We start from the raw sequence: 17,228 nt of genomic DNA on the forward strand, positions 1-17,228 counted from the left end.
AGTTTATAAGTTAATTATATTAGATAAAAAATTCATGTGTGATATTACTGTTTTTTCCTGTAAAGAAAGTTATTTTTTTAGCAAGTCCTGTGCTTAAAGTTAATACATTATTAATGATAATTAAGCATTAATAATTAATACTGATAACATATCATAAATTAATATTGGAGACACCATGAATAAGCCTATAGCTGAGTGGGGTGAGGTTTCATCTGAATACATTCACTTACTAAGTGAAAAGAATCCCCTTAGTTCCAAGGGAATGAATTATGACTATCAAATTATTTTCCAACTGGAGGATGATGAAGGCATTCGTGATGCCGTGAAGTATTCAGCTGCAAAACATCCAGATAAAACAATCATTATCCAATATGATATTAAAAATAAGAGGCATCGAATTGTCTATGGTGATTTGGAGAAAATGCAAGGTGATAATGTTCGTTGGCAGTTGAGTGGACATGGAGGTGCTAGGATTGGCATCACAAATTCTCGCCTTGCTTCTAATACTTCAGATGAACTTATTATCGGCATGCTGGAAATAAAAGAGAGGCTAAAATCAATCAATCCTAAACACATTGTTCTTTATGGTTGTAATTTAGCTAATGAGAATTATGTTGGCTATTTTGCTTTAAATTTTTCCAGAGGAATATGGAAAAACGGCATTAATGCATCAGTTAAAGCTTTCAATCAAGGTATTGTTGCTAATGTATTGGGGGAGAAATTAGGTATAAATACAGGTGTTGATTTGTATTATGATTTTGGTATTAAAGACAATAGTCATCGCGTTATTTATAGTAAAGATATAGAGGGTAATATTATTTTTAATGATAAGATGGTGTTGGGAGTCCTAATAAAAAACATAGCGCAGGAGTATATATCGATCCCTCGTGCAATTAGAGATTTCCCTGATCTATTAGAAAAAGAGTTCTCTCAACAGGGTAAGATATCTCCAGAATTAATAGAGAATGCGACCAAAGACTTGGATGCTAGTGAAAAATTTGGTTTTTTTTTGGATAAAAAATGTAAAGGAGAGATCCCCAAGGAAGAGTCCTTTTCTAATTGGGTAATGAGGGAAGCTAATAGTGGAAGTTTCGATGAGTTATTGGCTAAGGATTATTTACTAAATATAGAGAAAAATGAGAGTAGACAGATAGCTGATGTTATTGAAAATACAGATCTAACACAACCTAAACTCAGTGATCATCAAGACAGTGACTTGGAGCGATCGCTAGATAAGCCTACATCTAAAACTGTGGTTTTATTAGATGCTTTAGCTGACGGTAGTATCAGTGCTACCGACCTAAGTAAAAATACAAAAAACTGGCAGGGGATAGACATAACTCATCCTGACGAACTCTTGCTTAGCAGAGAAATACTAAAAGCAGTGAGTGAACCAGACTATTACCAAAATATACATTCGGATCTACTTGAACTACAAAAGATAAGTGCAAAAAATACTGATTTACTGGCAGTGCCAACAACTGACATATTAAGTCCCAGTCGAATCTTAGATAAAAATCAGGTTGGTAAAAATTTAAGCCTAATGAAAACTGCGGGTGATGATCAGGTCAAAGATATTAATCCTCACGGTTTGTCTGTAAATCGTTTTCAATCACTTGGGCAAAAAGTGGGTGCTGGTGCTCAAACAATAGGGATGTTGACCTTGTCTATTGCCACAGCAACAATGGCAAAAAGATTATTAGCGCTGGATATAACAGATGAGGAGCGAGCTGAAATAACCAAGCAATTAGCAATCAGTTGGAGTTCTACAGTCGTAGATTTAGGCACCGATCTTATGCAGCCCACGTTTGATAAATTACAGGGCTACTTTAATAAGAAACTCTTATCGGGAGTCCATTCGAGGGGAGGGCGTGCTGGCTATAAGATGGCGGCTAAATCGGCAAAGTTTGCCGGGGCGGGTTTAAATGTAGCTGCGGCTGGTTTTGAAATTTATGAGGCGATTGATAATTTTAGCAAAGCTGAACGAGAAACTGATCGAGATTTAAAAACAGACTATATTGTGAATGGCTCGCTCTCAACGATTGGTGCTGCGGTAAGTACAGCAACCGCGATAGCATTAGTCATGGGCGGGAGTATTGCTGGCCCTATTGGCATTGCTATTGGGGCGGCCATCATGTTAGCAGGTATGATATATAATGCGGTTCGCCAGGTGGAGTATATTAAGCGCGAAATTGAGCTTAATGGTTGGGAGGAGTTTAAAACCGGCATACGTCTGGCATTTGGTGCAGAGCCTGAAGAGTATATTAAGCAAAGGCTGGAAGAGAAGAGCAAGGCGGAATTAAGCACCTATATTACACAACAGGTTAATGATACCTTTGAGCAGCGCATAAAACCACTGGGATATAATCGCTACGCATATGTCAATGAACCTGTAGATTTAACCCCAGTTAAGAAATACGTTTATATTTATAAGGCAGATACCTATTTTATCGGGATGGAGGATAAGTACTTTAAGAGCGATTATAAAAATGGGTATATAACTGATAGCTTTCTGGATTTATTATATTCACATAATTATAGTGAAAAGAATCAAGATAGATATGGATTAATGCGCTATTCCAGAAGGCCCCTTTCAGAGAATGAGTTGAATCGCTGGAAAGAGAGTGTAAATGTTGATGACTATAAAATAATAGAGCTAGAGGTTACAGATTTAAATAATAAAGATGAACAAGATAATGCGATTATTTTCAACCGAGATCTTTTTAATTTCTATAATACAATTGGCTCAGCGCGAGATATTTGGCTCGACAGGGAGTCCAGCACAAGGGTTATTCTAGCCAGTGGTAAAGAGTATAATGACTTGAGTACACATTTTAATTCTGGTGGTGGAGATGACCTAATTTTCGCTCATGCAGATCATAGAAATAGCTTCGATGTTTCTCAAGGTCATAAAATATTCGTTGGTGGAGATAAAGAAGATACCTTTTATTTGATGGGTGATGTTGAAGCATCTGTTCATCGTCCTGCCAGTATTCTCGATGGTCAGGGGGGGAGTGACACCATTATAGCCATGGGTGTTCGTTTTAGTGCTGATGGTTATGAGATTAATTTAGCAAAAGGCTTTGTGAAATATATAAATGATAAATTGAGACTTGCTACTATTTATAATATTGAAAATGCTTATGGCCAGGCGGATACGAGTGACAAGTTGATTGGTGATGACAATATAAACTACTTAAATGGTGGTGGAGGCGATGGTTATGACCGACTAGAGGGGCTGGGAGGAAATGATATTCTTGTGTTACAACAAGGGGTGGCGATTGGTGGCAAAGGCTCAGATAATTATATTATATCTCCCCCCGTCACCAGCGTTATTGATGTGGTCATTATGGATGATGGACTAGATGAAGTCAGTACAGTTCAGTTGCCTTATAATGCCGAGAAAATACGTAATATTTTGCTAGATGGAAGTGATATAGTTATATCCCTTGGTGATGAGTATCATGAAAGTGGCGTAATTAGATTAAAGGGTGCTTATAAGACTAATGAGGCGGGTGATAAGAAGGCCCTGTCTCATCACTATATTATCCAAACTGCGGATAATCTGATATTGCTTCCAGAGTGGCCTCAGACATTGGATATAGCTGAAAATAAACTTCCGTTATCACTTAAAATGAATGCACACTATAATCCAATGGTTGAATACTTAACTCAAGCAGAGAACAAACAATCTGAACCGCCAATAGTGACTGTATATAAAAGAGGGAGTAGGGGTGACACTATTACCGTTAATGATAAAACCAGTACATTACCTACTTTCATTCGAGCTTCACTTAATAGTAGTCAATTAATAAAACATAAGTTTTTTGGTGATGGAGCGGGTTATCATTTTGAAAATTTAGGCCCCGGAGATTCCGTTGTTGCTAATGGCGGGGATAATACGTTCTATATTCCGAAATTATCTCTTCCAGAAGAGCGTGATAGTGACTCGCTAATTATTGATTGTCGTTTGCTGACTAATTATAGCCGAGAGGATAATCGAGTTAATTTGGTGCTAGGTGATATAACGGGTTATGAACTGCGGGTCACTGAAAATAGCCTGGGGGACTTAAGTCTCACTCACCGTGATAAACCTAATACATTCTTGAAGATAGCACTTAATTGCCCTGATGATCTTAAGTATAAAGATTCTAAGCGATTAATTTCATTCGTTGATAAGAATCACAATACTTTTTCTATTGAGAATAGAGGCGGTGGGTATGAAATTCATCCCGACTCCCCGGTAATAGTTAATCCGACAGCGCTCGGCGAGGATATTATCCTTCCTGAAGGCTATCGCCTGTTAAATAGTACACTAGATCTTATGGCGGGTGATGATTCCATTAGCGATCTGAGCTGTATTGGCCATAATATTGATGGTGGTTTAGGTGATGATATTATTTATGCCAAAGGTGGTGATAATAGACTTATTGGCGGAGAGGGGAGTGACCAGTTGTTCTCTGGTAGTGGTAATGACTATTTAGTCGGTGGTGATGGGCAGGATATACTATCCGCAGGCAGTGGAATAGATAAGATGGAAGGCGGTGAGGGAGATGATATTTATGTTATTGAGTTGGGGGTTGGGAAAACTACAATTCGAGATAACCACGGGAAAAATAGTGTAATACTTAAAGATATTGATCATAGAAAATTATGGTTTAAAAAACAGAATAACAACTTACTGGTTAGAATACTGGGGGTTGAAAAAGAGGTGGTGATAGAAGGTGACTCTCCAGGTCACAATATATTGGCGGGTTTTGTTCTGCAAACTAATGACCATAAAATAGAGGGGGAAGGGCTGGATTTATTGGTCGATAATATGATGCACATCCCAGATGTCATTCACGATGGTCGTAAGGAACCGGCCAGCCAAATATCTAATGATGTTCTCCAACAAGCCTGGAAAAATATCATTGCGGCATAATTTTGTGCCTTGTAGATCAGAGCATCGGGCCGTCGTCCGCCAATCTTCGAGCTATAAGATAGGTTTGTCAGCAAGATATTCCCCCTATAAGGAATATCTTGCTGGTCAATTTTACGTTATAGGTTTTTTCAGTACATCACGAAGTGCTTCTTCCAGTTCAAAATAGCGGAAAGCAAAACCAGCCTCTTCTAATCTTTTCGGTACTGCCCGTTGTCCACCCAATACTAAGGCTGCGGATTCGCCCAGTAATAAACGAATTGCCGCCGCAGGAGTACGAATGACCGCCGGGCGGCCTAATGCCTCGGCCAGGGTGGCAATAAATTGTTCGTTATGCACCGGATAAGGGGAGACCATATTAAAGGGGCCATTTAGGCCATTGGTCGTCAGTAAAAAATAGATGCCATGAACCATATCATCGATATGTATCCACGGCAGATATTGGCGACCATCACCAATAGGGCCGCCTAAACCGAGGCGCAACAGTGGCACCATCTTAGCTAATGCCCCACCGTGCGGGGCCAGTACGATACCGGTGCGCAGTAAACATACGCGGGTATGACTGCTTTCAGCGGCGCGAGCCAGACTCTCCCAGCGCTCACACAACTGATGAGTAAACTCTTCGTGTGGCGTCTCCTCTTCAGTGACCAATGCTTGCCCTTGGTCACCATAAAAGCCTACCGCCGATCCAGAAATAAGCACCGTCGGTGGCGCACTGCTGGCCTTGATTAAAGTGGTGAGTTTTTCGGTTATCTGCCAGCGACTTTGGCACAAAATCTCTTTTTGTTGTGAGGTCCAGCGTTTTTCTGCAATAGGTTCACCAGCAAGATTGATCACCGCATCAAAATTATTGAGGTCATGCTGATCATCTAGCGTCGACCAATAAGTGACTTGTGTGCCGAGCAGGTGATTTGCCCGCAGCGGATCTCGGGTTAGAGCGGTGACATGGTGGGCTTGTGACAAAAGAAAGGCCGTTAAATGGCGCCCAATGAGTCCTGTCGCTCCGGTTATTAAGATACGCATAGCCAATCTCCGTTTATGCCGTTTTTACTTCAGCATAGGTGATCCTGCACACTTCTCCCACGACCTTGAGCACATCCTGAGTGAATTTTTTGATAATATAAAAATAATAACTAAATAAATCTGTCGATCTGTCCGATTAATAGAGAGTTAACACACAGGTAATACCAGATCATGGCTAGCGCTGAACTGTCCTGCTTCTGCGCACGGGCAATAGTGATAAGCCACGGCATTGAATACTTTTAACACACTGAATTCACAGAAATCTGCTAGAGTAAACAGACAAATCTGAATAGAGGAGCGAACAGGCTCTCCCTGTGAAGTTGAAGGTTTTATAAATAACCGTTGTCTGTTTTATAAAAACCTGTGGTGGCTTATAAATCCTCTGGCTGAGATCAGTTGGTGATCTCATTGTTGTCCATACACTTTTCAGGTGCTCATGAAGCTAAATATCGAAGTTAATTGTTCTTATGTATGTGAACCCATATATAAGCAAGACGGTAGCTTATTAGCAGTCGAGTTATTGAGCCGATTTTCAGCTAAGTCGGTCGATTTACCCATTGATATAGAACAGTTTATTAGGGACATGAGTGTCGATGGAAAGCGTGAGTTATTCCAGGATCAATTGCGTGCGGTGAAAACCTATAGCGATTGGTTTATTGCTAACAATGTTCTGTTATCGATTAATATCGATTTTGATTTGGCCAGCGTGATTGTTAGCGATGACTCAACCGACCAGATGTTAGATGACATGCCCTTCCTGCGGTTAGAGATCATGGAGACCTTCTCCAATTTATCTGATGGCATGAATAACCCATTGTTACGTGAGTTGGCCGAGCGCTATCCATTATGGTTGGATGATTTGGGCAGCGGGGGTTCTACGTTAAATGCGGTCACGGCCAATATCTTTGAATATGTGAAAATAGATAAGCATTTCTTCTGGCAGCACAACAAACATACCTTCCCGATATTGATCAATAACATTAAGAAATACTGTCTTGGGGTTATTGTTGTTGGCGTCGAAAATCAAGATGAGTCGGAACAGCTCAAGGGGACTAATATTGATGCAATGCAGGGATATTTATTTAACTCTATGACATTGGCTGAGTTAGTGTCCCAACAGGCGCAATAACTGCTGCTCCCTCGTTTTACCTCATTTCGCGCTGACATGATTTTATTCTGTCAGCGCGATTTTTTGCGATAAAATACGCTAATGACAGATAGCTGTTTTTATCAGATTAATCCGACGGATTGGATGATAGAATAGTGGCTCTTTTAGCTCTCATTAAGTGCTGCGGCAGTGCTTGTCGCCTGATTTGCTGAGATTAGACCTGAGAAGACGATGTTATGAAGTTAATGTTTGCTTCTGATCTACATGGTTCACTGCCAGCGACTGAAAAGGTGCTGGAGATTTTTGCCCGCAGTGATGCCCAATGGCTGGTGTTATTGGGTGATCTACTCAATCATGGCCCGCGTAATGCGCTACCGGTGGGGTATCAACCAGCAGCAGTAGCTGAGTACCTTAATCCCCATAAAGAGCAGATTATTGCAGTGCGCGGCAACTGCGATAGTGAAGTCGATCAAATGCTGCTGCAGTTCCCTATCATGGCCAGTTGGCAGCAGATTATTATGCCGGAAACACGTCTATTTTTGACGCATGGTCACCTTTATCATCCCGGTGCACTTCCCCCGTTGCGTCATGGGGATGTCTTAGTCTATGGTCATACTCATCTGCCGCAGGCAGAGTGGCAGGATGAGGTGATTTGCTTTAATCCCGGCTCCGTTAGCATCCCTAAAGGGGGATATCCGGCGAGTTATGGCATGTTGGACGGCGCTGTTTTACAGGTTCTGACCCTACAAAATGATGAGCCTATCGCCCAGTTGGCATTGAAAAAACCAATAATATAAATAGTATTTACCCCCATTCAGGGTGCGCGTAGCAGAGTGCGGCCTTGAGGCGTCAGGGGAATCTCTTGATTAACAATTGCGCGCGTCTCATCGCGCCTAGATAGAAGGTTTTAGAGGATGGTGGAGCAAAATCCAGCAGCAGTCATCGAGTGGGTTGATATTGTTGATGAGCAAAACGAGGTTATTGCTCAATCCAGTCGTCAACAAATGAGAGCTCAACGACTACGCCACCGTGCTACCTATATTGTGGTGCATGATGGAATGGGCAAAATTCTGGTACAACGCCGAACTGAGAGCAAAGATTTCTATCCCGGCAAGCTTGATGCGACCGCCGGTGGTGTGGTGCAAAGTGGCGAGAATTACCTTGAATCTGCGCGGCGCGAAGCAGAAGAGGAGCTAGGTATCGCGGGTGTTCCGTTTGCCGAGCATGGGCAGTTCTACTTTGAAGAGGCCTGTTGTCGTGTGTGGGGGGCGTTGTTCAGCTGTGTATCTCATGGCCCATTCGCCTTGCAGGTGGAAGAGATTGATGAAGTTCGTTGGATGCTACCGGAGGAGATCACCGCGCGTTGCGACGAGTTTACACCAGACTCTCTGAAAGCCCTGTCACTGTGGTTAACCCGCAACAACGAACAGGATTACGGCAAGATTACGCCACGGGAAGATTGAGTCCAGATTATGGTTAATGTCCCGGCCAGCAGGCCGGGATGCTGAATCAACTTCACTGTGGGGCGGTTGGGCCAGCCAGCTATCTGAGCAAAACATGCTGGCGAATAACAGCGGCGATGCCCGGCTGCTCATTGTCGGCGATAACCAAATCAGCCCGCTGCTTGATGGCGTCAGCGCTGTTACCCATCGCCACGCCCAGACCAGCGCTCTCCAGCATACTCAGGTCATTAAAGTTATCTCCGAAAGCCACCACCTCGCGCATACTGATGCCCTGAGACTCAACCCATTGCTGCAAGCGCATACCTTTACTGTTGCCCGCTTGGGCGATATCCACTTGATCATGCCATGACCATTCACAGGCCAGCCCCATTTCATCTTCAACCATGGTAGCAAAGGCTTTCAGCTGTGCGGTATCGGCGTGGGAGGTGGCGAACTTCCAGATGGCGGTGGCGCTGTGGGCGGCATCTAATAAGCTATCGACGTGGAGCAGTGTCGGGCGCTGGGCGGCGGGTAATGACTCGGCCCAACTCAGTGAGCGGGTGACATGCCCACTGGTCTGCTGGTAGAGCATTGCATCATCGACATACATCAGCCCGTGGATATGGGTTTGCTCTAGCAACTGCAAGACCTGAACCGCTTGCTTAGGCTGCAATGGATTTGAATCCAACACTTTTTTGCCATGATAATCATAAATATAGGTGCCGTTACAGCAAATGGCGGGTGTATCAAGCTCTAACTCCTGATAAAACGGATGAATAGCCACATGATGACGGCCAGTTACCACCACCACCTTAACCCCTTCGGCACGGGCTTGAGCCAGTGCTGATAAAGATTCCGGCAGAATACGTTTTTTGTGATCCAGTAGTGTTCCATCCAGATCCAGTGCAATTACGCGATAGGTCATAGCAGTCCCAGACTTATTGAAGGGGCGAGTGAAATAGTATGTTTCAATATGATTTTCTGATAGTACACCGGATAAGCCACTGATTAAACCAGACTGTATATCGGCTAAGAGTAAGCAGGGTAAGTTTATCGCCACGAGGTCAGAGTGTTGCTATAGAGTGTTGTTATGCCCACTCAGTCAGGTAAGCTAGGCTAAAATAGTGTGTTAATAATCGATATTTGCTTAAGGCCGAGTGGGATGAGTCAGACTCATTCGGCTAAACAGTGTTGCCCAACAGGCTCGACTAAGGAGTAGAGATGAAGCAAGTGGTTTACGTGGCAAGCCCAGACAGTCAGCAGATCCATGTCTGGCAATTAGATTCCGCCGGTGCATTAACCTTGCTGCAACAGGTTGAGGTTCCGGGCCAGGTGCAGCCGATGGTCATCAACCCGAATCAGCGCCATCTGTATGTTGGGGTGCGCCCTGATTTTGCTATTGTCAGCTACAACATTGCCGATGATGGCACCCTGACTGCCGCAGGTATGGCACCGCTCCCCGGTAGCCCGACCCATATTGGCACTGATTTACAAGGCCATTTCCTGTTCTCTGCCTCTTACAGCTTCAACTGTGTCAGCATTAGCCCTATTGATGAGCATGGTGTGGTTCAGGCACCTATTCAGCAATTGGATGATTTGCCAGCACCGCACTCAGCGAATATTGACCCAACGAATCAAATTTTGCTGGTACCTTGCCTGAAAGAGGACAAAGTGCGGTTATTTGATTTAAGCACTGATGGCAAGTTAACGCCGCACGCACAGGCTGATATTAAAGTTGCTGCTGGTGCAGGGCCGCGCCACATGGCCTTCCACCCGAATCAGCAGATTGCCTATTGCGTCAATGAGCTTAATAGCTCAGTGGATGTGTATCAAATCAGTGATAACGGGCAGGAGTACCAACTGATTCAGACTCTGGACGCCATGCCTGCTGATTTTACGGGCACCCGCTGGGCTGCTGATATCCATATCACGCCAAATGGTCGCCATCTCTATATCAGCGACCGAACTGCCAGCCTGTTAGCTATTTTCAGCGTATCGGAAGATGGCCGTGAAATCTCACTGGTAGGGCATCATCTGACAGAAGCGCAGCCGCGCGGCTTTAATATTGACCACAGTGGCAACTTCCTAGTCGCATCGGGTCAAAAATCTGATCATATCGCAGTGTATCGGATTGATCAGAACAGCGGCGAACTGACGACGCTGAGTCGGTATCCGGTCGGAAAAGGCCCTATGTGGGTCAGTATTGGCGCACCACGGGCGTAATTGCAATTAACAGCCCGAAAGGGCTGTTTCCATACCCGCCACCGCACTTATCACGGCATCGGTGAGTCGGGTCAAAGCTTCGGGTGAGATGATATAAGGCGGCATAAGGTAAATAAGCTTGCCAAAAGGCCGAATCCACACGCCGTGTTCGACAAATCCCCGTTGCAGACGGGCGACATTAACCGGTTCTTTCATCTCCACCACGCCGATCGCCCCCAACACCCTCACATCTGCCACGGCGTGATGCTCTGCCAGCGGCAGTAGCGCCTGCTTCAATTGGCTCTCTATCGCGCTCACCTGCTGTTGCCAGCGATTCTCCGCCAACAGATTAAGAGTGGCGGAAGCCACGGCGCAAGCTAATGGATTTGCCATAAAGGTTGGCCCATGCATAAAGCACCCAGCATCACCATTACTGATGGTTTCTGCCACATTACGGCTAGTCAGTGTGGCGGATAATGTCAGATAGCCGCCGGTCAGCGCCTTACCCAGACAGAGAATATCGGGCACGACCTGCGCGTGTTCACAAGCAAAAAGCTTGCCGGTACGGCCAAAGCCAGTGGCTATCTCATCGGCAATCAACAAAATTTGATGCTGATCGCACAGCGCTCTAACCTGCCGTAGATAGGTGGGGTGATAAATTCGCATCCCGCCTGCGCCTTGCACTATCGGCTCTAGGATCACCGCCGCAATCTCGTCACAGTGCGCGGCAATCATGGTGGCGAAATCAGTGATATCGTCAGGGTTCCACGCCTCATCGAAACGGCATTGTGGCGCAGTGGCAAACAGATTTTCGGCTAAATAGCCCTGATACAAGCTGTGCATTGAGTTCTGAGGATCACAAACCGACATCGCACCGAAAGTATCGCCGTGGTAGCCATGGCGCAGGGTCAGGAGCCGCTGACGCCGTTCCCCTTTGGCCTGCCAGTATTGCAGTGCCATTTTCAGCGCCACTTCGACCGCCACCGAACCCGAATCCGCTAAAAAAACGCACTCCAGCGCCGGGGGAGTTATGGCGACCAACTGCCTGCACAGCTCCACAGCGGGGGGGTGGGTAATGCCGCCAAACATCACGTGCGACATCTTATCTAACTGCTGATGTGCGGCCTGATTCAGTGCCGGATGATTATAGCCGTGAATAGCTGACCACCATGAAGACATGCCATCAATCAATCTTCGACCATCTGCCAGCTGTAGCTCAACCCCCTCAGCGGCAACCACCGGATAGCAGGGCAGAGGGTCGGTCATTGAGGTGTAGGGATGCCAGATATGGCGTTGATCAAAAGCCAGGTCAGAAGGTGTCATGAGAGTTTACTGTAAACCAATTTGCTACAAGAATGGTTGACAGTATATCGAGTTTATTTACACTGACGACACTTTTTTCTCTTCTTTGGAGAAGCCGTAATGGCAAATTATATCCGCTGGACAGTCGGGCAAGCCCAGGCCCTGTTTGAGAAACCGCTGCTGGATTTACTGTTTGAAGCTCAGCAGATCCATCGTCAGCATTTTGATCCCCGCCAGGTGCAAGTCAGTACCTTACTCTCGATTAAAACCGGTGCCTGCCCGGAAGATTGCAAATATTGCCCACAAAGCTCGCGTTACAAAACCGGGCTGGAGAGCGAACGGCTGATGCAGGTTGAGCAAGTGTTGGCGTCCGCTAAAAAGGCCAAAGCGGCCGGCTCCACCCGCTTCTGTATGGGGGCTGCGTGGAAAAATCCCCATGAGCGCGACATGCCTTATCTGGAGAAAATGGTTGAGGGCGTCAAGGCGATGGGCATGGAAACTTGCATGACACTCGGCACACTGGATAAACAGCAAGCTCACCGTCTGGCAGATGCAGGGTTGGATTACTACAACCACAATCTCGATACCTCACCGGAATTCTACGGCAGCATCATCACCACCCGCAGCTATCAGGAGCGTTTGGATACCCTCAGCGAAGTACGCGATGCCGGTATCAAAGTCTGTTCCGGCGGCATCCTTGGACTGGGGGAGACAGTCCGTGACCGCGCCGGATTGCTGGTGCAGCTAGCGAATCTGCCCAAGCCCCCTGAAAGTGTCCCCATCAATATGCTGGTCAAAGTGAAAGGCACGCCGCTGGAAAATAACGATGATGTCGATGCGTTTGAGTTTATCCGCGCCATCGCGGTGGCGCGCATCATGATGCCCACCTCTTACGTCCGGCTCTCAGCTGGCCGCGAGCAGATGAACGAACAGACACAAGCCATGTGCTTTATGGCGGGTGCCAACTCCATTTTCTACGGCTGCAAATTGCTTACCACACCGAATCCAGAAGAGGATAAAGATAGGCAACTGTTCCGCAAATTGGGGCTGAATCCCCAACAGACCGCCACTGAGCAAGGGGATCGCGAGCAGCAGCAAGTATTGACCGAGCAATTGTTGCACAGCGATTCATCACCTGAAGACCGCGTTCAATTTTATAACGCGGCGGTGTAATGAGCTGGCAAAGCAAGATAGAGCAAGGGTTGCAACAGCGGCGTGCTGCGGCGGCCTACCGCAGCCGTCAGGTCAATGATGGGGCTAACGGGCGCTGGTTGCAGTCCGGCGAGCGGCAATATCTCAACTTCGCGGGTAATGATTATCTGGGACTCAGCCAGGATGCCTCGGTGATTGCCGCCTGGCAGCAGGGCGCACAGCGCTACGGGGTTGGCAGTGGTGGCTCGGGCCATGTGACCGGTTACAGCCAGCCCCATGCCCGATTGGAGCAACAACTGGCCGATTGGCTGGGTTACCCGCGTGCACTGCTCTTTATCTCCGGCTATGGGGCGAATCAGGCGGTATTGGCGGCCCTAACCAATGCCGATGACCGCATATTGGCCGATAAACTCAGCCACGCCTCGCTACTGGAGGCGGCTACGCACTCGCCGGCTCAGTTGCGGCGTTTTGCGCATAATCAGCCGGATTCACTGCAAAAGCTGCTGAGCAAGCCCTGTTGCGGCCAGACTCTGGTGGTCACCGAAGGCGTTTTTAGCATGGACGGTGACTGCGCGCCGCTGGCCGCGTTACAGCAACACAGCGCCGCCGCAGGGGGCTGGCTGATGGTGGATGATGCGCACGGCATTGGTGTGCATGGCGAGGGGGGGCGTGGCAGCTGCGCGTTACAAGGGGTGAAACCCGAGCTGCTGGTGGTGACCTTTGGCAAGGCATTTGGCCTTAGTGGCGCCGCGGTGTTGTGTCAGGAGCCGGTGGCTGAATATCTGCTGCAATATGCCCGCCACCTGATCTACAGCACGGCGATGCCCCCTGCGCAGGCCGTTGCTCTGCAAGCGGCACTATTACGCATTCAGCAAGGTGATGATCTACGCCAACAGCTTCAGCAACGTATCGCACAATTTCGTCGCGGTGCGGCGGATTTACCTCTGTCATTAGGGGCTTCAGACACCGCTATCCAACCGCTATTGGTGGGGGATAACCGGCAAACAGTGGCACTGGCACAGCAATTGCGCGCGGCCGGTTTATGGGTGACGGCAATTCGCCCACCCACTGTCCCGCCGGGCGGGGCCAGATTGCGCATTACCCTTAGCGCCGCGCATCAGCCGGATGATATCGACCGATTACTGGAGGTGCTTTATGGCGCTTGCCACTGAAAATCTGCCGTCAGCATCAGTGGATAAATCCGCGATTGCCGCTGCATTTAGTCGGGCAGCGGGCAGTTATGACACGGCAGCCGATTTACAGCGCCAAACGGGGGAGACCCTGCTGGCGCTGGGTCATCAGCATAGCGGGGTGGCGGTGCTGGATGCAGGATGTGGCACCGGTCATTTCAGTCGCCGCTGGCGTGAGCTGGGCAAGCAGGTCATTGCGCTGGATCTTGCCGCGGGCATGTTGGATCACGCGCGCCAACAGCAGGTCGCAGACCACTATTTACTGGCGGATATTGAGCATATTCCGCTGCCAGATCAATCAGTTGATATCTGCTTCAGTAATCTGGCGGTGCAGTGGTGCGCGGATTTATCGGTGGCATTGGCACAGCTGTATCGCGTTACGCGTCGTGGTGGCATTATCCTCTTCTCTACCCTGGCGGAAGGTTCACTTGATGAGTTGGGGCAGGCGTGGCAACAGGTGGATGGCAAGCGCCACGTCAATGATTTCCTGCCATTTCAGCAGATTAGCGCCGCTTGTCTGGAGTACCGCCATCAGCTGATACCACAGTTATATCAGCAACAATTTCCAGATGTGATAGCCCTTATGCGCTCGCTACAAGGTATTGGCGCTACCCATTTACATCAGGGGCGTGAGGCCGGCTTGAGTGGTCGTCAACGTCTGCTGGGGCTGCAACGGGCTTATAACAGGCAAGCGGATCACTACCCGCTGAGTTACCATTTAGTTTATGGGGTTATCTATCGTGATTAAATCTTGGTTTATTACTGGCACTGATACTGATGTCGGTAAGACGGTCGCCAGTTGCGCCTTATTGCAAGCCGCCGCCCGGCAGGGCCATCGAACTGCTGGCTATAAGCCGGTCGCTTCCGGTAGCCAGATGACGGCGGCTGGTTTACGTAACAGTGATGCGCTGGCACTACAGGCGAATAGCAGTGAGGCGCTCGATTATGTGCAAGTCAACCCGCTGACGCTACTGGAAGCTACCTCGCCACATATTGCCAGCGAAAGTGAAGGGCAGCAGATTCATTTATCTGCCCTATCGCAAGGCTTACGGCAGCTTGAACCATTAGCTGACTGGATAGTGGTAGAGGGGGCTGGCGGCTGGTTTACCCCACTCTCCGCGCAAGCCACTTTTGCTGATTGGGTGCAGCAGGAGCAATTGCCGGTGATTATGGTGGTTGGGATCAAGCTGGGATGCATCAATCATGCACTGCTGACTGCGTTGGCTATTCGGCAAGCGGGTTTGGCTCTGGCCGGTTGGGTCGCCAATGAGGTCATGCCAGCAGGAGGGCGGCAAGCAGAGTATCTGGCGACATTGACGCGGATGATCGATGCACCGCTACTGGGTGTTGTCCCCCATCTGACTGATCTTAATCAGTATCCGGTCACTGAACGTCGTGATCTGGGTGGCTTTCTCGACTTGAGCTTACTCTTCACCACAGACTTACACTCCACCACAGATAAGTTAACGGCGTAAGTGCGAACTGATAAAAGGGAGGTTGATGACACACCTATTTTGTCACTCCGAAACTGGCGGGGCGACTGCACCGATGGGCGCTCCGACGGTTCACGCCGTTACGACCCATTCGGCACATTTCCCCGCTTATCAACTTTGCCAGCAGTCTGAGGGCTAATAACCACTATTAGCCCGATAATTTTTGCGGCGCCATCGCCGCGGTCGGCCTGATGAGTTGCTGCGCTGGGCTGCATCAACTGGCCAAATGCTCAATAATCATATCCTCATCCAACTGATCCAAAGTCCCTTGCGCCACATTTCTCCCGCCCGCCATCAGGCAAAATCGATCCGCCACATGCTGAATCAGTGGTAATCGATGCTCAACCAATAAAACGGTCAAACCCAGGCTACGACTGAGTTGATGCAGGATATTGCCGATATCTTCACTCAACGGCGGCAAAGTGCCGCTCCCCGGTTCGTCGAGGATCAGTAGCTCCGGCTCCGCCACCAGCGCTCTGGCGATAGCCAACTGCTGTTGTTGATTGCGGGTGAGTTCGCCACCGCGTTGGCCACGTTTGTCATACAACTGGGGGAACAAATCAAATACCCAGCCTGGAATATGGCGCGACTTATGACGGCCCGCCAACACGGCGATCAGCATGTTCTCCTCGACACTCAATTGAGAAAAAATCTGCTGCCCTTGAGGAACATAACCGATACCCAGCGCAGTGCGCCCCTCGACCGGCTGCTGTAGCAAGTTTTGCGGCGGCTCATGGTTGGGCTGCCAAGTCATAGTGCCACTCTTAATTGGCAAATGGCCCATGATGCAATTAATTAACGTGGTCTTCCCGACACCATTGCGCCCAATCAGACAGGTGCATTGCCCACGGGGAAGCTCCAGATTGATATCCCAAAGGATATGATTCTGTCCATAGTATTGATTTACGGCGGTTAAACTCAGCATCAGTGCTTCTCCTCAGTCGATCTCAGTGGTTCACAGGTGGCCCAGTGTTCTGTAACGGCTAGTGAAGGATTAACCAGCAAATCTGCATACTTGATAGTGGCAGTACAGCATAAAACACCACACTTATGGCGGGTGGTTGTTAGTGTAAATTGAGCTAAATTTGGCTAATAGCGGTATAAAAACGCAATAACGGGCTATTTCTACTGCTAATCACCCCGCCTATTGGATAATTATCAGCCTATTGATGCGCTGCACCGATTTAGGTCATTTAACCTCTAATTTCTCTATTTCACAGAGATATAAAGCAACTCTTGGGCCAAGTTGGCGTAGATAGCGGTAAAACGCGTATGTTAACGAGCTGTAAATGGTTTTGACGTGGGGCGATAAGTGAAAGTCATTTAACCGGTGAGAAAAAGGCGGTGAGTGGCGGATGAGTTGCACCCAAGCGGTGCTCTGATGGAGATCTTGGT

13 protein-coding genes are annotated in these 17,228 nt (G+C 47.8%); 9 read left to right on the forward strand and 4 right to left on the reverse strand.

Annotation, left to right across the window (positions count from 1 at the left end):
• Nucleotides 1-175: 175 nt before the first annotated feature.
• A complete protein-coding gene (locus tag FFE93_RS06880) occupies nt 176-4,924 on the forward strand; it encodes a C80 family cysteine peptidase (protein ID WP_138774943.1) in 4,749 nt (1,582 codons plus the stop codon).
• Between the two features lie 111 nt (nt 4,925-5,035).
• Here the strand turns inward: FFE93_RS06880 and FFE93_RS06885 are convergent, their stop codons facing one another.
• On the reverse strand, nt 5,036-5,944 hold the full coding sequence (locus tag FFE93_RS06885; RefSeq protein WP_032898394.1) for a TIGR01777 family oxidoreductase: 909 nt from the start codon (nt 5,942-5,944) through the stop codon (nt 5,036-5,038).
• Nucleotides 5,945-6,380: 436 nt separating this feature from the next.
• On the opposite strand from FFE93_RS06885, the gene FFE93_RS06890 reads away from it, so the two are divergent.
• From FFE93_RS06890 to yfcD, 3 genes are all read left to right on the forward strand, one after another.
• Entirely contained in the window at nt 6,381-7,073 is a 693-nt protein-coding gene (locus FFE93_RS06890) for an EAL domain-containing protein (RefSeq protein ID WP_186367700.1), read from the forward strand.
• Between the two features lie 215 nt (nt 7,074-7,288).
• Nucleotides 7,289-7,849: a phosphodiesterase gene (gene yfcE / locus FFE93_RS06895; protein ID WP_032898395.1), complete on the forward strand. Its 561-nt coding sequence runs from the start codon at nt 7,289-7,291 to the stop codon at nt 7,847-7,849.
• A 117-nt stretch (nt 7,850-7,966) separates the two neighbouring features.
• Nucleotides 7,967-8,515 (forward strand): NUDIX hydrolase YfcD, encoded by a 549-nt coding sequence (yfcD, locus tag FFE93_RS06900; protein WP_005276741.1) that lies wholly within the window; start codon nt 7,967-7,969, stop codon nt 8,513-8,515.
• A gap of 79 nt (nt 8,516-8,594) precedes the next feature.
• Here yfcD and FFE93_RS06905 read toward each other — a convergent pair whose 3' ends face one another.
• Nucleotides 8,595-9,419, reverse strand: a complete 825-nt coding sequence (locus tag FFE93_RS06905; protein ID WP_138774945.1) for a pyridoxal phosphatase — start codon at nt 9,417-9,419, stop codon at nt 8,595-8,597.
• Nucleotides 9,420-9,715: 296 nt separating this feature from the next.
• Here FFE93_RS06905 and pgl point away from each other — a divergent pair, with 296 nt between their 5' ends.
• Nucleotides 9,716-10,717, forward strand: coding sequence for a 6-phosphogluconolactonase (gene pgl, locus FFE93_RS06910; protein WP_138774946.1), 1,002 nt, complete (start codon nt 9,716-9,718; stop codon nt 10,715-10,717).
• A gap of 6 nt (nt 10,718-10,723) precedes the next feature.
• On the opposite strand, the gene bioA is transcribed toward pgl, so the two are convergent.
• Nucleotides 10,724-12,019 (reverse strand): adenosylmethionine--8-amino-7-oxononanoate transaminase, encoded by a 1,296-nt coding sequence (gene bioA, locus FFE93_RS06915; protein WP_138774947.1) that lies wholly within the window; start codon nt 12,017-12,019, stop codon nt 10,724-10,726.
• Nucleotides 12,020-12,118: 99 nt separating this feature from the next.
• Here bioA and bioB point away from each other — a divergent pair, with 99 nt between their 5' ends.
• From bioB to bioD, 4 genes are read left to right on the forward strand one after another with little or no spacing between them, the layout of a single operon-like run.
• Nucleotides 12,119-13,171 (forward strand): biotin synthase BioB, encoded by a 1,053-nt coding sequence (gene bioB / locus FFE93_RS06920; protein WP_032898396.1) that lies wholly within the window; start codon nt 12,119-12,121, stop codon nt 13,169-13,171.
• Complete coding sequence (gene bioF / locus FFE93_RS06925) at nt 13,171-14,322, forward strand: 8-amino-7-oxononanoate synthase (RefSeq protein ID WP_138774948.1); 1,152 nt, start codon at nt 13,171-13,173, stop codon at nt 14,320-14,322. Before bioB ends, bioF begins: the two co-directional genes overlap by 1 nt.
• Nucleotides 14,306-15,088, forward strand: a complete 783-nt coding sequence (gene bioC, locus FFE93_RS06930) for a malonyl-ACP O-methyltransferase BioC (protein WP_049601586.1) — start codon at nt 14,306-14,308, stop codon at nt 15,086-15,088. The genes bioF and bioC overlap by 17 nt, the downstream gene beginning before the upstream one ends.
• Nucleotides 15,081-15,815, forward strand: a complete 735-nt coding sequence (bioD, locus tag FFE93_RS06935) for a dethiobiotin synthase (RefSeq protein WP_057648496.1) — start codon at nt 15,081-15,083, stop codon at nt 15,813-15,815. The genes bioC and bioD overlap by 8 nt, the downstream gene beginning before the upstream one ends.
• 232 nt (nt 15,816-16,047) lie before the next feature.
• Here the strand turns inward: bioD and FFE93_RS06940 are convergent, their stop codons facing one another.
• The gene (locus FFE93_RS06940; protein ID WP_005276754.1) at nt 16,048-16,758 is read right to left on the reverse strand and encodes an ABC transporter ATP-binding protein; all 711 of its coding nucleotides are present in this window, start codon (nt 16,756-16,758) and stop codon (nt 16,048-16,050) included.
• Nucleotides 16,759-17,228: the final 470 nt, after the last annotated feature.

Source organism: Yersinia sp. KBS0713 (genome assembly GCF_005937895.2).
GTDB classification, from domain to species: Bacteria; Pseudomonadota; Gammaproteobacteria; order Enterobacterales; family Enterobacteriaceae; genus Yersinia; species Yersinia bercovieri.

Bases quoted from the DNA above. Each gene is read 5' to 3' on its own strand.
- bioF (WP_138774948.1), top strand. From the start codon at position 13,171: ATGAGCTGGCAAAGCAAGATAGAGCAAGGGTTGCAACAGCGGCGTGCT.
- FFE93_RS06880 (WP_138774943.1), top strand. From the start codon at position 176: ATGAATAAGCCTATAGCTGAGTGGGGTGAGGTTTCATCTGAATACATT.
- bioB (WP_032898396.1), top strand. From the start codon at position 12,119: ATGGCAAATTATATCCGCTGGACAGTCGGGCAAGCCCAGGCCCTGTTT.
- pgl (WP_138774946.1), top strand. From the start codon at position 9,716: ATGAAGCAAGTGGTTTACGTGGCAAGCCCAGACAGTCAGCAGATCCAT.
- bioC (WP_049601586.1), top strand. From the start codon at position 14,306: ATGGCGCTTGCCACTGAAAATCTGCCGTCAGCATCAGTGGATAAATCC.
- FFE93_RS06890 (WP_186367700.1), top strand. From the start codon at position 6,381: ATGAAGCTAAATATCGAAGTTAATTGTTCTTATGTATGTGAACCCATA.
- FFE93_RS06885 (WP_032898394.1), bottom strand. From the start codon at position 5,944: ATGCGTATCTTAATAACCGGAGCGACAGGACTCATTGGGCGCCATTTA.
- yfcD (WP_005276741.1), top strand. From the start codon at position 7,967: ATGGTGGAGCAAAATCCAGCAGCAGTCATCGAGTGGGTTGATATTGTT.
- FFE93_RS06905 (WP_138774945.1), bottom strand. From the start codon at position 9,419: ATGACCTATCGCGTAATTGCACTGGATCTGGATGGAACACTACTGGAT.
- yfcE (WP_032898395.1), top strand. From the start codon at position 7,289: ATGAAGTTAATGTTTGCTTCTGATCTACATGGTTCACTGCCAGCGACT.
- FFE93_RS06940 (WP_005276754.1), bottom strand. From the start codon at position 16,758: ATGCTGAGTTTAACCGCCGTAAATCAATACTATGGACAGAATCATATC.
- bioA (WP_138774947.1), bottom strand. From the start codon at position 12,019: ATGACACCTTCTGACCTGGCTTTTGATCAACGCCATATCTGGCATCCC.